General features: G+C 62.0%; 12 protein-coding genes and 1 pseudogene. 5 read left to right on the forward strand and 8 right to left on the reverse strand.

Going from position 1 to position 18,983, the window contains the following annotated elements; all coding sequences use genetic code 11:
- Nucleotides 1-6: 6 nt before the first annotated feature.
- The 4 genes and pseudogenes from mscK to HBO12_RS28765 form a co-directional block, all read right to left on the reverse strand.
- A complete protein-coding gene (gene mscK / locus HBO12_RS13940) occupies nucleotides 7-3,345 on the reverse strand; it encodes a mechanosensitive channel MscK (protein ID WP_169952326.1) in 3,339 nt (1,112 codons plus the stop codon).
- Between the two features lie 70 nt (nucleotides 3,346-3,415).
- The gene (locus HBO12_RS13945; protein WP_029299228.1) at nucleotides 3,416-5,158 is read right to left on the reverse strand and encodes a potassium/proton antiporter; all 1,743 of its coding nucleotides are present in this window, start codon (nucleotides 5,156-5,158) and stop codon (nucleotides 3,416-3,418) included.
- Between the two features lie 200 nt (nucleotides 5,159-5,358).
- The gene (locus HBO12_RS28760; protein WP_463671614.1) at nucleotides 5,359-6,231 is read right to left on the reverse strand and encodes a methyl-accepting chemotaxis protein; all 873 of its coding nucleotides are present in this window, start codon (nucleotides 6,229-6,231) and stop codon (nucleotides 5,359-5,361) included.
- 30 nt (nucleotides 6,232-6,261) lie between these two features.
- A pseudogene (locus HBO12_RS28765) lies at nucleotides 6,262-7,101 on the reverse strand (MCP four helix bundle domain-containing protein); the annotation flags it as partial.
- Nucleotides 7,102-7,259: 158 nt separating this feature from the next.
- On the opposite strand from HBO12_RS28765, the gene HBO12_RS13955 reads away from it, so the two are divergent.
- Nucleotides 7,260-7,490 carry a hypothetical protein gene (locus HBO12_RS13955; protein ID WP_029299225.1) on the forward strand — a complete coding sequence of 77 codons (231 nt, stop codon included), beginning with the start codon at nucleotides 7,260-7,262 and terminating at the stop codon, nucleotides 7,488-7,490.
- The gene (locus HBO12_RS13960) at nucleotides 7,487-7,780 is read left to right on the forward strand and encodes a cell division protein ZapA (protein WP_169952322.1); all 294 of its coding nucleotides are present in this window, start codon (nucleotides 7,487-7,489) and stop codon (nucleotides 7,778-7,780) included. Before HBO12_RS13955 ends, HBO12_RS13960 begins: the two co-directional genes overlap by 4 nt.
- Here the strand turns inward: HBO12_RS13960 and HBO12_RS13965 are convergent, their stop codons facing one another.
- Nucleotides 7,781-9,583: an acyl-CoA dehydrogenase gene (locus tag HBO12_RS13965; protein ID WP_170042411.1), complete on the reverse strand. Its 1,803-nt coding sequence runs from the start codon at nucleotides 9,581-9,583 to the stop codon at nucleotides 7,781-7,783.
- Between the two features lie 269 nt (nucleotides 9,584-9,852).
- Complete coding sequence (gene putA / locus HBO12_RS13970) at nucleotides 9,853-13,806, reverse strand: trifunctional transcriptional regulator/proline dehydrogenase/L-glutamate gamma-semialdehyde dehydrogenase (RefSeq protein ID WP_169952318.1); 3,954 nt, start codon at nucleotides 13,804-13,806, stop codon at nucleotides 9,853-9,855.
- Nucleotides 13,807-13,835: 29 nt separating this feature from the next.
- Between putA and HBO12_RS13975 the strand changes: the two genes are divergently transcribed.
- On the forward strand, nucleotides 13,836-14,090 hold the full coding sequence (locus HBO12_RS13975) for a hypothetical protein (RefSeq protein ID WP_170042278.1): 255 nt from the start codon (nucleotides 13,836-13,838) through the stop codon (nucleotides 14,088-14,090).
- 157 nt (nucleotides 14,091-14,247) lie between these two features.
- Nucleotides 14,248-15,732, forward strand: a complete 1,485-nt coding sequence (gene putP / locus HBO12_RS13980; protein ID WP_169952316.1) for a sodium/proline symporter PutP — start codon at nucleotides 14,248-14,250, stop codon at nucleotides 15,730-15,732.
- Between the two features lie 146 nt (nucleotides 15,733-15,878).
- Here putP and HBO12_RS13985 read toward each other — a convergent pair whose 3' ends face one another.
- Complete coding sequence (locus HBO12_RS13985; protein ID WP_169952314.1) at nucleotides 15,879-17,147, reverse strand: O-acetylhomoserine aminocarboxypropyltransferase/cysteine synthase family protein; 1,269 nt, start codon at nucleotides 17,145-17,147, stop codon at nucleotides 15,879-15,881.
- 252 nt (nucleotides 17,148-17,399) lie between these two features.
- Between HBO12_RS13985 and HBO12_RS13990 the strand changes: the two genes are divergently transcribed.
- Nucleotides 17,400-18,236, forward strand: coding sequence for a 23S rRNA (adenine(2030)-N(6))-methyltransferase RlmJ (locus HBO12_RS13990; RefSeq protein WP_057958111.1), 837 nt, complete (start codon nucleotides 17,400-17,402; stop codon nucleotides 18,234-18,236).
- A gap of 96 nt (nucleotides 18,237-18,332) precedes the next feature.
- Here the strand turns inward: HBO12_RS13990 and msrA are convergent, their stop codons facing one another.
- Nucleotides 18,333-18,980, reverse strand: a complete 648-nt coding sequence (gene msrA, locus HBO12_RS13995; RefSeq protein ID WP_170042413.1) for a peptide-methionine (S)-S-oxide reductase MsrA — start codon at nucleotides 18,978-18,980, stop codon at nucleotides 18,333-18,335.
- Nucleotides 18,981-18,983: the final 3 nt, after the last annotated feature.

The raw sequence follows: 18,983 nt of genomic DNA on the forward strand, positions 1-18,983 counted from the left end.
GCGCAGTTAGTCGAGTTTGGCCGGCGGCGTGGGTTGCGGCGAGCCGTCATTGGCCGGCTTGCTCAAGGGCTCGATTTCCACCAGTTTGTATTCCTGGCCGTGCAGGTTCTTCAGGTAAACCTCCATCTGGCGGAACGAAATGTTGATGCTCTGCTTCTTGAACTCGCGGTTGATGAAGCGGTTGACCTCATCGATGACCGGGTTGCGGTCGCCGAGGTCGCGCACATGCATGCGCAGTTCGTGGTCCAGGGTGCTTTCGCCAAAGTTGAGGAAGTACACGTGGGGTTCCGGGTCTTTCAATACCCGTGGGTTATCCCTGGCGGCCTTGAGCAACAATTCCTTCACCAGGTCCAGGTCGGAGCCGTAGTCCACGCCGAGCTTGAGGGTCACCCGGGTGATGGTGTCGGTCAGCGACCAGTTGATCAGTTGCCCAGTGATGAAGGTTTTGTTCGGGACAATGATGTCCTTGCGGTCGAAGTCGGTGATGGTGGTGGCGCGGATGCGGATCTTGCTCACCGTGCCCGACAGGTTGCCGATGGTAATGGTGTCGCCGATGCGCACTGGGCGCTCGAACAGGATCATGATGCCGGAGATAAAGTTGGCGAAGATCTCCTGCATGCCGAAGCCCAGGCCCACCGACAGTGCGGCCACCAGCCATTGCAACTTGTCCCAGCTCACCCCGAGGGTCGACAGGGTCGACACAAAGCCCACGCCGGCGATCACATACGACAGCAGGGTGGTGGTGGCATAGGCACTGCCCTGGGCCAGGTCCAGCTTCGACAGCACCAGTACTTCCAGCAGGCCCGGCAGGTTGCGCGCCAGGGCAAAGGTAATGCCGATGATGATCAGCGCGCCCAGCATGTCGCCGATGCTGATGGGCACCATGCTGATATTGGCGCCGGTGCCGCTGGTGTATTCGTAGAGCGTGACGTTGTCCAGGTAGGAGAACACCGAGATCAGGTCCGACCAGACCCAGTACAGCGCCGCAATAAAGCCGCCGAGCAGGGCCAGGCGGATCAGGCGCATGGATTGTTCGTTGACCTGCTCGATATCCAGGGTCGGTTCCTCGATCACCACTTCGCCGTCGCCGGCTTCCTTGGCGGCCTGGCGTTTGGCCAGTGCCCGGGCATAGGCCAGGCGCCGCGCGGCAACACCCAGGCCACGGACGAAGGTGGCTTCGATCACCAGCCAGAACATCAGCAGGTACAGGGTGTTGATCAGGCGGTCGCTGAGTTTGAGCGCGGTGTAGTAGTAGCCAAAACACACGGCGATAAACAGCGCGATGGGCAGCGCGGTAAACGCCACGCCGACGACCTTGCGAAACAGCGAGGCCTTTTCATGGGTCGGGCTGTTGAGCAGCAGGCGGCTGAGCAGCCAGGCCATCAGCCCATAACAGGTGAGGACTACGGCGATGCCCAGCACATCATCGGCCAGGGCTGCCGGCTGGTGTTCGGCGATGGACACCACGGCCACCAGCGCCAGCACCACCAGCCCCAGCTTGCGGATCCAGCCCTGGAGAAACTCGACCTGGGGTTTTTCCCAGCGGAAATGCAATTCGGCCACGCCACCCGGCGCGAGGATGCGATAGGCGGTGTAGAACACCAGCCACGCCTGGGAAATTTGCACCAGGGCCATGCCCAGGTTGGCGTTCTGCCCGCGTGCATCGATCTGCAGGGCGTAGCCGCACAGCGCCAGGCCGAGGGTTACCGGCAAGGCCAGCAGGATATTCACCAGGATCGCGACCGGGGTGTGCCACTGGCTGTCCCGCTTGAAGTGCCCGATATCCATATGGATTTTTTTCAGGCGCTCGTAGAGGCTGTTGCGCCGCCACAACAGCGCGCCGATCAATAGCAGCAGGGGCAGGAACAGCAGCGGGCGCTGGGCCAGGCCGTCATACAGTTCGCTGAGGCTGGAGGCCCAGGGCAGGGTGTCGACCTGTTTGCTCAGGCGGTTGGGCACGCCTTCGAGCCATTCGACGTCCAGCGGCTTGTTGCTGGGGATCCAGAACATCTGTTCGTCGAGGGTCGCGCGCAGGCTGGCGGCGGTGCTGAGCAGTTGTTTCTGGTTCAGTTGCAGGGTGATGGATTCGTTGAGCAGCGCGCTCAACTCCCGGCTCAGGCGTTCGAGCAGGTCGCTGCGGGTCACGGCCAGCTCCAGCAGGGTGCGGCGCAACTGTGGCGTGACCTGGTCCTCGGGCTGGTTGGCCAGCAGGTTGTCGACGTAGGTGCTGGGCGAACTGATCAGTTCGCGCTGCTGGTTGACCTCGAACTGGTACAGGCGAATGTTGGCGATATCGTCGGCCAGGTCGCGGTCGACCTTCAGGCGCGGCAAGGCCTGTTTCTGTTTATAGAGGATCTTCGATAGCAGCAGGCTGCCCTTGAGCACGTTGATCTGCTCGTCCAGGGCCGAATCGCTCTGGGTCACGTTGTCCAGCAGCTGTTTGGTTTGCAGGTTCTGCTGGGTCAGCTCATTGAGCCGGTCGGTGCTTTTGAGCAGGTAGTCAGAGAGTTTCAGGTTGGCTGCGCTTTCCGTAGCCAGCAGGCTGCTGCCACCGGCTTTCTGCGCTTCGATGGACTGCTGGGTCACGGTTTCCTGGGACTGGGCCAGGCGTTTCTGGTTGATCAGGGTTTGCAGGTCCTGGATTTCCTGCTCCAGGCGCGCGGTTTTTTCCACCGCCAGGTCATGTTGGCTGTTACCCAGGTCTTGCAGTTGGCTGTTGCCCGCCAGCTCCTGGCGGCGCAGCGGGATCAAGGCGTTGAGCGCCGCCAGTTCGGCGTTCAGCAGGTTGCGCTGGTCGCCATTTAGCGGTTTGCCATTGTCCTTGCCGGCCTTGAGGATGCCGTTGATCTGCTGGATGCGCGTCTGGCTGTTGCTGATTTCGGTCTGGGCACGCTCGGGGCGGGTTTGGGCGGCGATGCTCAGGCTGTTGGCGTCGGCCAACTCCTTTTGTAGGTCGCCTTGCTGGGTGCTGCGCTGCACCAGCAGTTGTTCGAGCTGCGGCACTGGCAGGCTGGCGTAGCGCTGGGCGACCGGGACCACCTTGGTGGCCTTGAGCCGGGCCAGTTCACGGGCGTTTTCCGTGGTCTGGCGTGGCGCGTCTTGCAATTGGCGCTTGAGATCGCTCAGGCGTTGCTCGTAGTCCTGCTTGTTGCCCAGCAACGTCAGGGTCTGCTGCAACACATTTTGCAGCGCCTTCATGTCGGCGTCAGGCAGTTTGCGGTCCGGCAGCTTGTCCAGGGTCTGTTGCACACTTTCGATGCTTGGCGGGTCGGCGGCGAATACCGGGCTGACGCAGAGACTCAGGCCCAGCAGGGCAGTGGCTAAAAAAGTGCGCAGGATTGTCATAGAGACCGGTCGAACAAGATGAAGAATAGGGGGCGTGTTGATGGCCAATGGCACACCGTCGCCCCGCAGTTTAGAGGAAGAGTCCGGGGGCCGGGCGACTTCCTTCGGGGAATCTGACGCCGACTTTGCCGATCTTGTTCCCGTCCATCACGGCGACTGTCCAAATGGTGTTGTTCCACTCCACCTGGTCGCCGACGATGGGGGCGCCACCGACCTTCTGCGTGATGAACTGGCCCAGCGGCATGTCCGGATCGATGCCGTCGAGCTTGAGCCCGTACAGCGCCGACACCGCGCCCAGCTGGGCGTCGCCTTCGAGCACGAAGTCGCCGAAGAAGCGCAGGTCCAGGCCCCGTTGCGGCGCCTGGCTGAACAGCTTGCCGAGGGCGGCGAGGTTGTGTTCATGGCCGATCACGCACAGCAAATCATCGGCTTCGAGCACCGTACTACCCGACGGATGGAGCAGTTGCTGGCCGCGAAACAGGGCGGCGATCCGCGTGCCTTCGGGCATTTTCAGCTCGCGCAGGGCGGCGCCGATGCACCATTTCTCGGCCCCCAGGCGGTAGACGAACAACTCCCACTCGCTGGTGACGTGTACTTCCAGGGCCGCCCGGGAAATCGGCGCGGGCTCGGGCGGTACCGTTACTTTCAAGAGCTTGGCTACCCACGGCAGGCTGGTGCCCTGCACCAGCAACGACACCAGCACGATGAAGAACGCCAGGTTGAAATACAGCTGGGCATGGGGCAAACCGGCCATCAGCGGGAACACCGCAAGAATGATCGGCACCGCGCCGCGCAGGCCGACCCAGGCGATAAACACTTTTTCGCGGCCATGAAACGCCTTGAACGGCAGCAGGCCAACCGCCACCGACAGCGGCCGCGCAAACAGGATCATCCACAGCGCCAGGCCCAGGGCCGGCAGGGCGATGGGCAGCAGGTCATGGGGCGTGACCAGCAGCCCCAGCACCAGGAACATGCCGATCTGCGCCAGCCAGGCCATGCCGTCGAGCATATGCAGGATGCCGTGGCGGCTGCGCACCGGACGGTTGCCGATCACCAGGCCGCACAGGTACACGGCGAGGAAGCCGCTGCCGTGCAGGGCGTTGGTCAAGGCGAAGACGAACAGGCCGCCGGCGATCACCAGGATCGGGTACAGGCCGTTTGCCAGGTTGATCCGGTTGACCAGTTGCAGCATCAACCAACCGCCGCCCAGGCCGATAATGCCGCCGATCCCGAATTCGCGGATCAGGTGGGTCAACAGGCTCCAGTGCAGGCCAGTCTGGCCGCTGGCGAGCATGTCGATCAGGGTTACGGTGAGGAACACCGCCATCGGGTCGTTGCTGCCGGATTCGATTTCCAGGCTGGCGCTGACCCGTTCGTTCAGGCCCTTGCCGCCCAGCAGCGAGAACACGGCGGCGGCGTCGGTGGAGCCGACGATGGCGCCGATCAGCAGGCCCTGGATGATATTGAGGTCAAACAGCCAGGCCGCCGCCATACCGGTGAGGCCGGTGGTTATCAACACCCCCACGGTCGCCAGCGACAGGGCCGGCCACAGTGCCACGCGAAAACTCGCGACCCGGGTCCGCAAGCCGCCATCGAGCAGGATCACTGCCAATGCCAGGTTGCCCACCAGGTACGCGGTAGGGTAGTTATCGAAAATAATCCCGCCGCCATCGACGCCGGCAATCATGCCCACGGCCAGGATAATCACCAGGATCGGGATCCCCAGGCGGGACGAAAGAGAACTCACCAGAATGCTCGCACTTACCAGCAACGCGCCGATCAAGAACAGGCTGTTGATGGTCGTCGCATTCAAAGGCAGTACTCCGGAATTAAGGCGAGGCGCAGACTGACCATGCAGCCTGCGTGCCAGCGATTCTAACCTGTTGAATTGCTGCGCTGTCAAAAAGCTTTTGTAGGAGCTGGCTTGCCTGCGATGGCAGCGCCTTGGTGAATCAGGCTCACCGCGGCGCTGCCATCGCAGGCAAGCCAGCTCCTACAGGGGGTGACTGTATTTCAGAGGCGGAAACGTCCCACCATCCCATTCAAATCCACCGCCAGGCGTGACAACTCGCCGCTGGCCGCACTGGTCTGGCTGGCGCCCGTGGCCGATTGCACCGACAAGTCGCGGATGTTCACCAGGTTGCGGTCCACTTCCCGCGCGACCTGGGCCTGCTCTTCGGCGGCGCTGGCGATCACCAGGTTGCGCTCGTTGATCTCGATAATCGCGCTGTTGATGGTATCCAGGGACATCCCTGCGCCTTTGGCGATATTGAGCGTCGACTCGGCGCGCTCGGTGCTGTTGCGCATCGAGTCCACCGCCTGTTCAGTGCCGGCCTGGATACTGCCGATCATCCGCTCGATTTCACTGGTCGATTGCTGGGTGCGATGGGCCAGGGCCCTTACTTCATCGGCAACCACCGCAAAACCACGCCCGGCTTCCCCGGCACGCGCCGCTTCGATGGCGGCGTTCAGGGCCAGCAGGTTGGTCTGGTCGGCCAGGCCGCGAATCACATCCAGCACCTTGCCGATATCCCGCGATTCTTCGGCCAGGGCGCCGATCAGGGTGGCGGTGCCCTGTACATCGCCGCTCATGCGTTCGATGGCGCTGACGGTTTCCTGCACCAGGTCGCGGCCATCGCCCGCCGAGGTGGTGGCGTTTTTCGAGGCCTCGGAGGTGCTGACCGCATTGCGCGCGACTTCTTCGACGGCGCTGGTCATCTCGTTGACAGCGGTGGCTGCCTGCTCGATTTCGTTGTTCTGCTGGGTCAGGCCACGGGCGCTTTCGTCGGTGACGGCGTTCAGCTCTTCGGCAGCCGAGGCCAGTTGAGTGGCCGAGCCGGAAATGCGCTGCAGGGTGTCGCGCAATTTCTCCTGCATTTTATTCATCGCGCGCAACAGGCGGCCGGCTTCGTCGTCGCCATCGACCTTGATCGGCTGGGTCAGGTTGCCTTCGGCAATGTTCTCGGCGGCGTCCAGGGCCTGGGCAATGGGCAGGGTGATGCTGCGGGTCAGCAGCCAGGCAAACAGCACAGTCAGCGCCGTGGCCAGCACCAGCAGGGCCACTACCAGGTCAAAGGCTGAATCATATTGATCGGCAGCTTTCTGGTTGCTGTCGTTGGCCATCGAATTGTTGATGTCCAGCAGGCGCGTCAGCACCGCGTTGACCGCCTCGGAGTTGCTCAGCAGTTCGGTGTTGAGCAAGGTGCGCAGCTCTTCGGTCTGATTGTTGCGCGACAGGCTCTTCATCCGCTCTTCGATCTGCCGGTACTGGCCCAGCAGGCGTACATAATCGTCGTAGGCCGAGCGCTCCTCGCGGCTGTCGATCAGCTTTTCGTACACGCTCTGGGCGGCACGAATCTGCTGGTTGCGCAATTCAAAGGCTTCCAGGGTCTTTTGTTGCACATCCGGCTCGCGGTTGGTCAGCAAGCGGTAGGACAGCACGCGCAGGCGCAGGGTCAGTTGGGTGAAGTCGTCCAGCGCGCGAATGCTCGGCACGCTGCGCAGGGTGATGTCTTCGGTGGCGCCACGGATCTTGCTCATCTGGTTCAGCGCAAAAATACCGAGAAACAACATCAGCGCACCAATGCACGCGAAGCCGAGAAACGCGCGCGGCGCGATATTCATATTACGAAGAGACATGCAATGGTCCTGGGAGAGGCGCGATCCGTGCGGCTTTGAGGCGGGGTAAGCATGACCTATCGGACATACGACTAAAGTCTTGAGGGGCTGTGCGCTTTTGTCGCACCTTGCGCGCATTGGAATGGATTCAGGAACCAGATGGCGTAAATGCAGTCACTAAGGCTCCACAGCGTGGCCTGACCCGTGAAATCGGGGCTGCGCGCCAGGATAACCCTGGCTTCCACGGTGAATTTTCTTTATCGTCACCGCCCTTTGAAAAAGCCCGAGAATTCAAAATGTTAGAAACATCCCTCAGCCAACTGGAACAACTGGTCAGTGACCTGGTGCAGCAGAATCAAGCATTGTTGGGCACCAACGAATCCCTCAAGGCGGAACTGGCCCGCGCCAAGGATGAGAACGACAGCTTGCAACTGAACCTGATGGAACAGGAAGAAAAGCAGGGCGCCACTGCAGCCCGTATCCAGGCGTTGGTTGAGCGTGTGAGCGCAGGTCCTGTGAGCGCATGAGTGAAGGGATAAAGGTCGTTTCGATTCTCGGTGAGGATTACTCGATCAAGGCACCGGACGGGGAAGACAACACCCTGCTCAAGGCCGTGACCCTGCTCAAGGCGTCCCTGGCCACCACCAAGCAGAAGTACCCGACCCTGATCGGCGACAAGCTGCTGGTGCTGGCGGCGCTGAATCTATGTGCCGAGCAGATCGACATGCAGCAGCGTCACCAGCAGGAACTCGACCGTTACCAAGAGCAAGTCAGCGCCACGGTCGACGTGATTGCCAAGGCCATCGGCCAGCCCTGATCAGAACCATTCATCCTGCATGGCCAGGCACGTATCGTCCCGAGTTTCCAGGATCGAAAGTTCATGATGGCAGCCCGGTACTTCCCACGTCAGGAAGTACCGGGCCGCTTGCAGCTTGCCTTTATAGAAGGCCACATCCGCCGCATTGCCCCTGGCCAACCCTTCTTCGGCGCGGATCGCCTGTTCCAGCCAGCGCCAGCCAATCACCGTATGCCCAAACACTTTCAGGTACAGCGCCGAGTTCGCCAGGCTACTGTTGACCTTGCCCTGGGCGAGATCCGTCAACAGTCCCAGGGTCACCCTTTGCAGGCGTGTCACCAGTTGCTCCAGCGGCTCGCGCAATGGCGTGAGTGACGGATATTCCTGCGCCCGTGCGCCCGTCTCGGCGATCAGGCGAATCAACTGCTTCAAGCCCGCGCCGCCGTTTTGCCCCAGCTTGCGTCCCAGCAGGTCCAGGGACTGGATGCCGTGGGTGCCTTCGTGGATCGGGTTCAGACGGTTGTCGCGGTAGTACTGCTCCACCGGGTATTCGCGGGTGTAGCCGTGGCCGCCGAGAATCTGGATCGCCAGTTCGTTGGCCTTGAGGCAGAACTCCGAGGGCCAGGACTTGACGATCGGCGTCAGCAGATCGAGCAATTCATGGGCCTGCTTGCGCGCGGTTTCGTTGTCCAGGGTGGTGGTGTCATCGAACAGCCGCGCGGCGTACAGGCCCAGGTCGAAGGCGCCTTCCACATAGGCTTTTTGCGTGAGCAGCATGCGCTTGATATCGGCGTGCTGGATGATCGACACCGGTGCGGTGTTCGGGTCCTTGCTGTCCGGCAGGCGGCCTTGCGGGCGTTCCCGGGCGTACTCCAAGGAATACAGGTAACCGGCGTAGCCAAGCATCACCGCGCCCATGCCGACGCCAATCCGTGCCTCGTTCATCATTTGGAACATACACGCCAGGCCTTGGTGCGGCTTGCCCACCAGATAGCCGACACACTCGCCGTTATCGCCGAAATTCAGCGCCGTCGAAGTGGTGCCGCGCCAACCCATCTTGTGGAACAGCCCGGCCAGCAGCACATCATTGCGCGGGCCCAGGCTGCCGTCCTCGTTGACCAGGAACTTGGGCACGATAAACAGCGAAATGCCCTTCACCCCAGCGGGCGCGTCCGGCAGTTTGGCCAGGACCATGTGCACGATGTTTTCCGACAGCGGGTGGTCGCCACCGGAGATAAAGATCTTGTTGCCCTTGAGCCGGTAAGTGCCGTCCGCCGCCGGTTCGGCGCGGGTGCGGATATCCGACAGCGACGAGCCGGCATGGGGCTCGGTCAAGGCCATGGTGCCGAAGAACCGGCCTTCGATCATCGGTTGCAGAAAACGCTGCTTCTGCTCCTCGGTGCCAAAACTTTCGATCAGATTGGCCGCGCCCATGGTCAGGAACGGGTACGAAGTGGAAGCCGCATTGGCTGACTGGAAATGCGCAAAGCAGGCCTGGGACAGCAGTGTCGGCAGTTGCATGCCCCCGGCTTCGAAACTGCGCGCCGCATTCAGAAAGCCGGCTTCGAGGAAGGCATCCACGGCAGGTTTCACCTCCGGGATCAGGATCGCCTGGCCGTCTTCGTAGCGCGGTTCGTTTTCGTCACCTTTGCGGTTGTGCGGGGCGAAGTACTTTTCGGCGACGCTGCGGGCAGTGCCGATGGCGGCATCGAAGGTTTCGCGATTATGTTCGGCAAACCGCTCGCGCTGGGTCAGGCCCTCGGCATCGAGGACTTCATACAGCTCGAAAGCCAGATTGCGGGAACTGAGGAGCGTCTCGGACATGGCGGCTTACCTATGTGGGAATAGGCCGCAGTCTAAGTGCGCGAATAGAGGCGCGATAGCAAGATTGATCTGGGTGATGGAGCAGCAAAACACAGCGCAAAGGTATGACGCGGTCAATGTGGGAGCTGGCTTGCCGGCGATGGCGGTAGGCCAGGCAATATTTGCTTGGCTGACCCGCCACTATCGCAGGCAAGCCCGTTCCCACATTTATCCGGTTTCGACCCATGCAATGCAGCGGGGCACCCATTGCAGGTGCCCCACTGGATTGATTAGCCGATGGTCATCAAGCTTGCGTTACCACCCGCCGCAGCGGTGTTGACGCTCAATGCACGTTCGATCACCAGGCGCTCCAACGCAATGTTGGTTTCGCCCGAAGACAGGCCGTTGACCCCGACAATCGCGCCGCTACGCTGCGCCACTTGCTGGCAAACCCCGCGCAGTTGGTCGCAATCGCCATGGTGCAGGACCGCATCGAAGATCACTTCGTCCTTGGTCCAGTCGGCCACGCGCTGGATCTTCGCCTGAACTTCCTTCGGCAGCCGTGGGAACAGCGCCTTGGTCAGGTCAGTTTCCGGCCATACCGCCGAGCTGCCTACAGCCAATACCGCCGCCAGTTGCGCCAGCAGATCGCCTTCCACCTCTGCCAGGCACAGTACGTGCTCGCGGGGCAGGATGGCGTAGCTGTTGCGCTCGCCGGTCGGGCCGGCCAGCAGGCGGGTGATACCGCTTTGCGATTGCGCGGCGAACTGGTTGCACAGGGCGCCCAGGTCGCTGAACTTATTGCTCTCGGCCCAGGTTTTCAGGGCGGTCAGCGGTTGGCTCATGGCGTCACGCAGACGTACATCCGGCGCGGCCAGTGCGTCACCCCGTACGAAGGATTGCTCGATCGCATCGGTAGGACGTGTCGACAGCAGGCGGTACAGGTACAGCGGGCCACCGGCTTTCGGACCGGTGCCCGACAAGCCTTCGCCGCCGAATGGCTGCACGCCGACCACGGCCCCGACGATGTTGCGGTTGACGTAGACGTTACCGGCATGGACGTTGTCGATCACCTTGGCGATGGTCTCGTCGATACGGGTGTGCACGCCCAGGGTCAGACCGTAGCCAGAAGCATTGATCTGACCGATCAACTGGTCGATTTCCTTGCGCTTGTAGCGCACCACGTGCAGGACCGGGCCGAAGATCTCCCGTTGCAGCTCGTCGAAGCTTTCCAGCTCGATCAGGGTTGGCATCACGAAGGTGCCGCGCTTGATTTCTTCGCTGTCGGCGATTGCCACCTGATACACGGTGCGACCCTTGTCGCGCATGGCCTGGATGTGTTTCTCGATGCCCGCCTTGGCTTCGGCGTCAATTACCGGGCCGATATCCACGGACAGGCGCTCCGGATTGCCGAGACGGCATTCGGCCATGGCGCCCTTGAGCATTTCGATGACGCGGTCTGCCGAGTCTTCCTGCAGGCACAGTACGCGCAAGGCAGAGCAACGCTGGCCGGCACTGTCGAAGGCCGAGGACACGACGTCGATCACCACCTGTTCGGTCAGGGCCGAGGAGTCGACGATCATCGCGTTCTGGCCACCGGTTTCGGCGATCAGCGGGATTGGGCGGCCCTGGGCATCCAGGCGCCCGGCGACGTTGCGTTGCAGCAGGCGCGCCACTTCGGTGGAGCCGGTGAACATCACGCCTTTGACGCGATCATCACCCACCAGGCGGGCACCGACGCTTTCGCCCTGGCCCGGCAGCAGTTGCAGCACGCCTTCAGGGATGCCGGCTTCCAGCAGCAGGCGCACGGCTTGCGCGGCAACCAGCGGGGTTTGTTCGGCCGGCTTGGCCAGTACCGGGTTGCCGGCGGCGAGTGCGGCGGCGACTTGGCCGCTGAAGATCGCCAGCGGGAAGTTCCACGGGCTGATGCAGACTACCGGGCCCAGTGGGCGGTGGGCGTCGTTGGTGAAGTCGTTACGCGCCTGCACTGCGTAGTAGCGCAGGAAGTCCACGGCTTCACGCACTTCGGCGATGGCGTTGGCGAAGGTCTTGCCGGCTTCGCGGGCCAGCAGGCCCATCAGCGGCTGGATCTCGCCTTCCATCAAGTCGGCGGCACGTTCCAGGATCGCGGCGCGTTCGGCCGGCGGGGTGGCCTGCCAGATCGGTGCGGCGTTGAGGGCGCACTGGATCGCGTTGTCGACGTCTTCGACCGTGGCTTCCTGGACATGACCGACCACATCCCGCAGGTCGGACGGGTTCAGTACCGGCACAGCGGCTTCATTGCTCGAAGCACAGCCGAGCATCGGCGCGGCTTTCCAGTTGTTGTGCGCGGTGGCCAGCAAGGCGCAGGACAGCGACGCCAGGCGGTGTTCGTTGGCCAGGTCGATACCGGCCGAGTTGGCGCGCTCGCTGCCATACAGGTCGCGCGGCAGTGGGATACGCGGGTGCGGCAGGCCGAAGCCGCCTTCCAGCGTAGCCATCTGCTCGATGCTGGCCACTGGATCGGCCACCAGCTCCTGGATCGAGATGGATTGGTCGGCGATCCGGTTGACGAACGAGGTGTTGGCGCCGTTTTCCAGCAGGCGACGCACCAGGTAGGCCAGCAGTGTTTCGTGGGTGCCGACCGGAGCGTACACGCGGCACGGACGGTTCAGCTTGCCTTCGGAAACCTTGCCTACAACCTGTTCGTACAGCGGTTCACCCATGCCGTGCAGGCACTGGAACTCGTACTGGCCGGGGTAATAGTTCTGGCCGGCAATATGGTAGATGGCCGACAGGGTGTGGGCGTTGTGCGTGGCGAACTGCGGGTAGATGACTTCCGGTACCGACAGCAGCTTGCGTGCGCAGGCGATGTAGGAAACGTCGGTGTACACCTTGCGGGTGTAGACCGGGTAGCCTTCCAGGCCTTCGACCTGGGCGCGCTTGATCTCGCTGTCCCAGTACGCGCCTTTTACCAGGCGGATCATCAGGCGGTGACGGCTGCGGCGTGCCAGGTCGATCACGTAGTCGATCACGTACGGGCAGCGCTTCTGGTAGGCCTGGATCACGAAACCGATACCGTTCCAGCCGGTCAGTTGCGGCTCGAAGCACAGGCGCTCGAGCAGGTCCAGGGACAGCTCCAGGCGGTCGGCTTCTTCGGCATCGATGTTCAGGCCGATGTCGTATTGCTTGGCCAGCAGGGTCAGGGACAGCAGGCGCGGGTACAGCTCGTCCATCACGCGCTCGTACTGGGCACGGCTGTAGCGCGGGTGCAGGGCCGACAGCTTGATGGAGATGCCCGGGCCTTCATAAATCCCACGGCCGTGAGAGGCTTTGCCGATGGAGTGAATGGCTTGTTCGTACGAGGCCAGGTACTTCTGTGCATCGTGTTCGGTCAGTGCAGCTTCACCGAGCATGTCGTAGGAATAGCGGAAGCCCTTGGCTTCGAACTTGCTCGCATTGGCCAGGGCTTCGGCGATGGTTTCGCCGGTGACGAACTGCTCGCCCATCAGGCGCATGGCCATGTCGACGCCCTTGCGGATCATCGGCTCGCCGCTCTTGCCGATGATGCGGCTCAGGGAGGACGTCAGGCCGGCCTCGTTGTGGGTGGCGACAAGTTTGCCGGTCAGCAGCAGGCCCCAGGTGGCGGCGTTGACGAACAGCGACGGGCTGTTGCCCAGGTGCGGCTGCCAGTTGCCGGTGCTGATCTTGTCGCGGATCAGCGCGTCACGGGTGCCTTTGTCAGGGATACGCAGCAGCGCTTCGGCCAGGCACATCAGCGCCACGCCTTCCTGGGACGACAGGGAAAATTCCTGCAGCAGGCCCTGGACGATACCGGCACGGCCGCCGGCGCTCTTCTGGTTACGCAGTTTTTCGGCAATCGAGGCGGCCAGCTTGTTGGTGGCTTCGGCCATCTGGGCCGGCAGGCGGGCCTGCTCGATCAGCATCGGCACCACTTCCGGCTCAGGGCGGCGGTAGGCGGCAGTGATCGAGGCGCGCAGCACCGATTGCGGCAGGATGCTTTCGGCGAATTCGAGGAAGCACTGGTGGGCGTGGTCGTTCTGCACCTCACCGGCGTCGTCCGCGTCCTTGAGGCCCGAACCGTTGAGTTCGGTCAGGGTTGCACCACCCTCCAGTTTCTCCAGGTAATTGAAAATTGCCTGCTTGATCAGCCAGTGCGGCGTGCGATCAATGGAGGTCGCGGCGGCCTTCAGGCGTTCGCGGGTCGGGTCATCGAGTTTGACCCCAAGGGTGGTCGTAGCCATATTTTTATCCTCATGGGTGCCACTACTGCGTGGCATCAGCTGGCGGCAAGATTAGCTTTGCGCCGTACGAGGTGCAACCGGGTGCAACCCATTTTCTTCAGGAAAACCGCACTGCTCGTCAGAATTCATTTTCACTCGACGGAATCGGCTTGCTGTTGGTGCATTTACTTCTGGATTTGGCTGTTCTTGCTCCGAAAAGGAGCAAAAAACTGCCATTTGCCGAAAAACGCCTACAGGTGCAACTAATTCTCAAGAAACTGGTTGCACCTTATTTGCTTTGTTGAATAGCATTCGCGGCCAAGGTGCAACCAATTGTAAAGTTCGGTTCATCGGCTGATGGCTTTCCTGGGGAAACGTCAGTCATAAATGCGCGGCATGCAGCTTCGTCTACAAGAGCTGACAGACCGCCGCTACATAAAAACAAAGCCAGGGCGTAACTCAATGAGCGTAAGTAATCCAACCCTGATCACATTTGTGATCTACATCGCCGCAATGGTGCTGATCGGTCTCATGGCCTATCGCTCCACCAATAACCTTTCCGATTACATCCTCGGTGGTCGCAGCCTCGGCAGCGTCGTTACCGCACTCTCGGCTGGCGCCTCGGATATGAGCGGCTGGTTGTTGATGGGCCTGCCGGGCGCCATCTACATGTCGGGCCTGTCGGAAAGCTGGATCGCCATCGGCCTGATCGTCGGTGCTTACCTGAACTGGCTGTTTGTGGCCGGTCGCCTGCGCGTGCAGACCGAACACAACGGCGACGCCCTGACCCTGCCGGACTACTTCTCCAGCCGCTTTGAAGACAAAAGCGGCCTGCTGCGGATTATCTCGGCGGTAGTGATCCTGGTGTTCTTCACCATCTACTGCGCCTCCGGCATCGTCGCGGGTGCGCGTCTGTTCGAAAGCACCTTTGGCATGTCCTACGGGACTGCGCTGTGGGCCGGTGCTGCGGCGACGATTGCCTACACCTTCATCGGTGGTTTCCTGGCAGTGAGCTGGACAGATACCGTACAAGCTACGCTGATGATCTTCGCGTTGATTCTCACGCCAATCATCGTGCTGTTGGCCACCGGCGGTGTCGATACCACGTTCCTGGCTATCGAAGCGAACGATCCAACCAACTTCGACATGCTCAAAAACACCACCTTCATCGGCATCATCTCGCTGATGGGCTGGGGCCTGGGCTACTTCGGCCAGCCGCACATCCTCGCGCGGTTCATGGCGGCGGATTCGGTCAAGTCGATTGCCAATGCCCGTCGTATCTCCATGACCTGGATGATCCTGTGCCTGGCCGGCACCGTGGCGGTAGGCTTCTTCGGTATTGCCTACTTCTCGGCACACCCTGAAGTCGCCGGTCCCGTGACCGAAAACCCTGAGCGTGTGTTCATCGAACTGGCCAAGCTGCTGTTCAACCCGTGGATTGCTGGCGTGCTGCTGTCGGCCATCCTGGCTGCCGTGATGAGCACCCTGAGCTGCCAACTGCTGGTGTGCTCCAGCGCCCTGACCGAAGACTTCTACAAGGCGTTCCTGCGCAAGGGCGCGTCCCAGCTTGAGCTGGTATGGGTCGGCCGGATCATGGTGCTGGTGGTGGCGTTGATCGCGATCGCAATGGCCGCCAACCCGGAAAACCGCGTACTGGGCCTGGTGAGCTACGCTTGGGCCGGCTTCGGCGCTGCGTTCGGTCCTGTGGTGCTGATCTCGGTCCTGTGGAAAGGCATGACCCGCAACGGCGCACTGGCCGGGATCCTGGTCGGCGCGATCACCGTGATCGTGTGGAAACACTTCGAACTGCTGGGTCTGTACGAAATCATCCCAGGCTTCCTGTTCGCCAGCCTGGCGATCTACTTCGTGAGCAAGATGGGCGCCCCGACTGCCGGTATGGTTGAGCGCTTCACTGCTGCCGAGAAAGACTACAACCTCAACAAATGAGGCGTTCGTGTTGGCCTTGATGGCCAGGTGAACTGAAAAAGGCCCGCATCCTTGGATGGCGGGCCTTTTTTTGTGTCGGGATTTACTGAAATTGCCTGTAGCGCACGCAGCCACGCCAGCCTTGCCTGGCTGCGTGCGCGGGTGAGTCAGGCGTTCAGTGACTGTTGCAGGTCATCGAGCAGGTCTTCAATCGCCTCGATACCCACCGACAGGCGGATCATCTCCGGGCGTACCCCGGCCTTGGCTTGCTCGTCTTCGTTCATCTGCCGGTGGGTGGTGGACGCCGGATGGCAGGCCAGGGATTTGGCATCGCCGATATTCACCAGGCGCTTGAAGATTTGCAGCGCATCGTAGAAACGCACACCGGCCGCATAGCCGCCCTTGAGGCCGAAGGACAGGATCGCCGAGGGTTTGCCCTGCATGTACTTTTGCGCCAGGTGATGGTGCGGGTGATCCGGCAGGCCGGCGTAGCTGACCCATTCCACCTGCTCGTGGGCTTGCAGGAACTGCGCGACTTTCAGCGCGTTCTCGGTATGGCGCTCCATGCGCAGGGCCAGGGTTTCCAGGCCTTGCAGCAGCAGGAAGGCGTTCATTGGCGCCAAGGCTGCGCCGGTGTTGCGCAGCGGTACGGTGCGGGCACGGGCGATAAAGGCCGCCGGGCCGAATTTTTCGCTGTACACCACACCGTGGTAGGCCGGCTCCGGCTGGTTGAGGCCGGGGAATTTGTGCGGGTAGTCGGTCCAGGGGAAGGTGCCGCTGTCGACGATCACCCCGCCCAGGGAGTTGCCGTGGCCGCCGACATACTTGGTCAGGGAGTGCACGACGATGTCCGCGCCGAACTGGATCGGCTTGCACAGGATCGGTGTGGCGACGGTGTTATCCACCATCAGCGGTACGCCACGGGCATGGGCGACGTCGGCCAGGGCCTGCAGGTCGACGATATTGCCGGCCGGGTTGCCGATGCTTTCGCAGTACACCAGCTTGGTGTTGTCGTCGATCAGCTCGGCGATGGCCTCGGCCGAGTCATCACGGGCGAAGCGCACGTCCACGCCGAAGCTCGGCAGCAGGTGGGCGAACAGGGTGTAGGTGCCGCCGTACAACTGCGGGGTGGAGACGATATTGTCGCCGGCGCGGGTCAGGGCCTGGATGGCATAGTGGATCGCCGCGCTGCCCGCCGACACGGCCAGGGCCGCGATCCCGCCTTCCAGCGCCGCCATGCGCTGCTCCAGCACATCGTTGGTGGGGTTCATGATCCGTGTGTAGATGTTGCCGGGCACGTCGAGGTTGAACAGGTCGGCGCCGTGCTGGGCGTTATCGAACTCGAACGCGACGTTCTGGTAGATCGGCACGGCGACGGCCTTGGTGGTCGGGTCCGACTTGAAGCCGTGATGCAATGCGATTGTGGCGTCTTTCATGAGTGTTACTGACCTCCCTGGATTGCATGGGGCAGCCCCGGATAAGGTAGGAGCTGGCTTGCCTGCGATGGCATCAGCGCAGAGTACGGGTAATACCGCGTCGCCTGCATCGCGGGCAAGCCCGCTCGCACATAACTCGCTAGAACGTTTTTGCTGCTGTTCCTACATTTGCGACATAAGCACCGCCCAGCATGCAGCCCTGCACCTTTGCCCGCGTAAAAGGTAAACTTCGCCCCCTGCGCAGGAGCAACCATGAATTATCGTCACGCCTTTCACGCCGGCAACCATGCCGATGTCTTCAAACACCTGACCTTGACCCGCCTCATCGCCCTGATGTCGCGCAAGGAGCAGCCGTTTGCCTATCTCGACACCCACGCCGGGATTGGTCTGTACGACCTGCAAGGCGACCAGGCCAACCGCACCGGTGAATACCTGGAAGGCATCGCCCGCCTGTGGGGCGAGGCGGACCTGCCGGCGCTGACCGCTGACTACATGCGGGTGCTGCACGAGATGAACCCGGATGGCCAATTGCGCTATTACCCCGGTTCGCCAGAGCTGGCGCGGCGCCTGACCCGGCCCCAGGACCGCGTACTGCTCAACGAAAAACATCCCGAAGACGGTGTGTTGCTCAAGGACAACATGAAGGGCGATCGGCGTGTGAAGGTCCATCTGGGCGAAGGTTGGCACGTGCCACGGGCCTTGCTGCCGGTGCCGGAAAAGCGCGCGTTGATGCTGATCGACCCACCGTTCGAGCAACTCGACGAGATGCAGCGCTGCGCCGCCTCCCTCAAGGAAGCCGTGGGCCGCATGCGCCAGACGGTCGCCGCGATCTGGTACCCGGTGAAGGATCAGCGCATGTTGCGCCGCTTCTACCAGGACCTGGCCGGCACCGGCGCGCCGAAGCTGCTGCGTGTGGAATTGCTGGTGCATCCGCTGGACACGCCCAACACCCTGACCGGCTCGGGCCTGGCGATTGCCAACCCGCCGTGGGGGCTGGAGGAGGAACTGCGTGAGCTGCTGCCGTGGCTGTCAAAGAAACTGGGGCAGACCCAGGGTGGCTGGCAGATGGATTGGTTGATCGCCGAATAACGGCATCGCTCTTTAGATTGCTATCGCGGGCAAGCCCGCTCCCACATGGTTATGCGACCCCATGTGGGAGCGGGCTTGCCCGCGATGCTTTTGAGGTCAGATCGGGCAAGTCACGCCAGTACCGCCGATCCCGCAGTAACCCTGCGGGTTCTTCGCCAGGTACTGCTGGTGGTAGGCCTCGGCGAAGTACACCGTTGGCGCCTGGTCGATTTGCGTGGTGATCTCGCCCAGGCCAGCCTTGGTCAGTTCTTCCTGATAAGCCTGTGCACTGGCCTGCGCCGCCTCCAGTTGCTCAGGCGTGGTGGCATAGATCACCGAGCGATACTGGCTGCCGATATCATTGCCCTGGCGCATGCCCTGGGTCGGGTTGTGCAGTTCCCAGAACATCTTCAACAGGTCTTCGTACTTGAGCTTGGCCTGGTCATACACCACCAGCACCACTTCGCTATGGCCGGTCAGGCCCGAGCAGACTTCTTCATAGGTCGGGTTTGGAGTGAAGCCGCCGGCGTAGCCGACCACCGTGCTGACCACGCCGTCGCGCTGCCAGAATTTGCGCTCGGCGCCCCAGAAACAACCGAGGCCAAAGATCGCAAAGCCCACATCGTCCATAAACGGGCCCAGCAGCGGGTTACCGTTGACGAAGTGCGTCTCGGGCAGGTTCATCGGGGTTTCACGACCAGGCAAGGCTTGTTCGGCAGTAGGCAGCACGTTTTTATTCACCAGGATTTCCGAGCGCAAGACCATGAT

The organism is Pseudomonas sp. WS 5059, from assembly GCF_012985525.1.
GTDB lineage: Bacteria > Pseudomonadota > Gammaproteobacteria > Pseudomonadales > Pseudomonadaceae > Aquipseudomonas.

Bases quoted from the DNA above. Each gene is read 5' to 3' on its own strand.
- putA (WP_169952318.1), bottom strand. From the start codon at position 13,806: ATGGCTACGACCACCCTTGGGGTCAAACTCGATGACCCGACCCGCGAA.
- putP (WP_169952316.1), top strand. From the start codon at position 14,248: ATGAGCGTAAGTAATCCAACCCTGATCACATTTGTGATCTACATCGCC.
- HBO12_RS13965 (WP_170042411.1), bottom strand. From the start codon at position 9,583: ATGTCCGAGACGCTCCTCAGTTCCCGCAATCTGGCTTTCGAGCTGTAT.
- HBO12_RS13990 (WP_057958111.1), top strand. From the start codon at position 17,400: ATGAATTATCGTCACGCCTTTCACGCCGGCAACCATGCCGATGTCTTC.
- HBO12_RS13960 (WP_169952322.1), top strand. From the start codon at position 7,487: ATGAGTGAAGGGATAAAGGTCGTTTCGATTCTCGGTGAGGATTACTCG.
- msrA (WP_170042413.1), bottom strand. From the start codon at position 18,980: ATGGTCTTGCGCTCGGAAATCCTGGTGAATAAAAACGTGCTGCCTACT.
- mscK (WP_169952326.1), bottom strand. From the start codon at position 3,345: ATGACAATCCTGCGCACTTTTTTAGCCACTGCCCTGCTGGGCCTGAGT.
- HBO12_RS13985 (WP_169952314.1), bottom strand. From the start codon at position 17,147: ATGAAAGACGCCACAATCGCATTGCATCACGGCTTCAAGTCGGACCCG.
- HBO12_RS28760 (WP_463671614.1), bottom strand. From the start codon at position 6,231: ATGAATAAAATGCAGGAGAAATTGCGCGACACCCTGCAGCGCATTTCC.
- HBO12_RS13955 (WP_029299225.1), top strand. From the start codon at position 7,260: ATGTTAGAAACATCCCTCAGCCAACTGGAACAACTGGTCAGTGACCTG.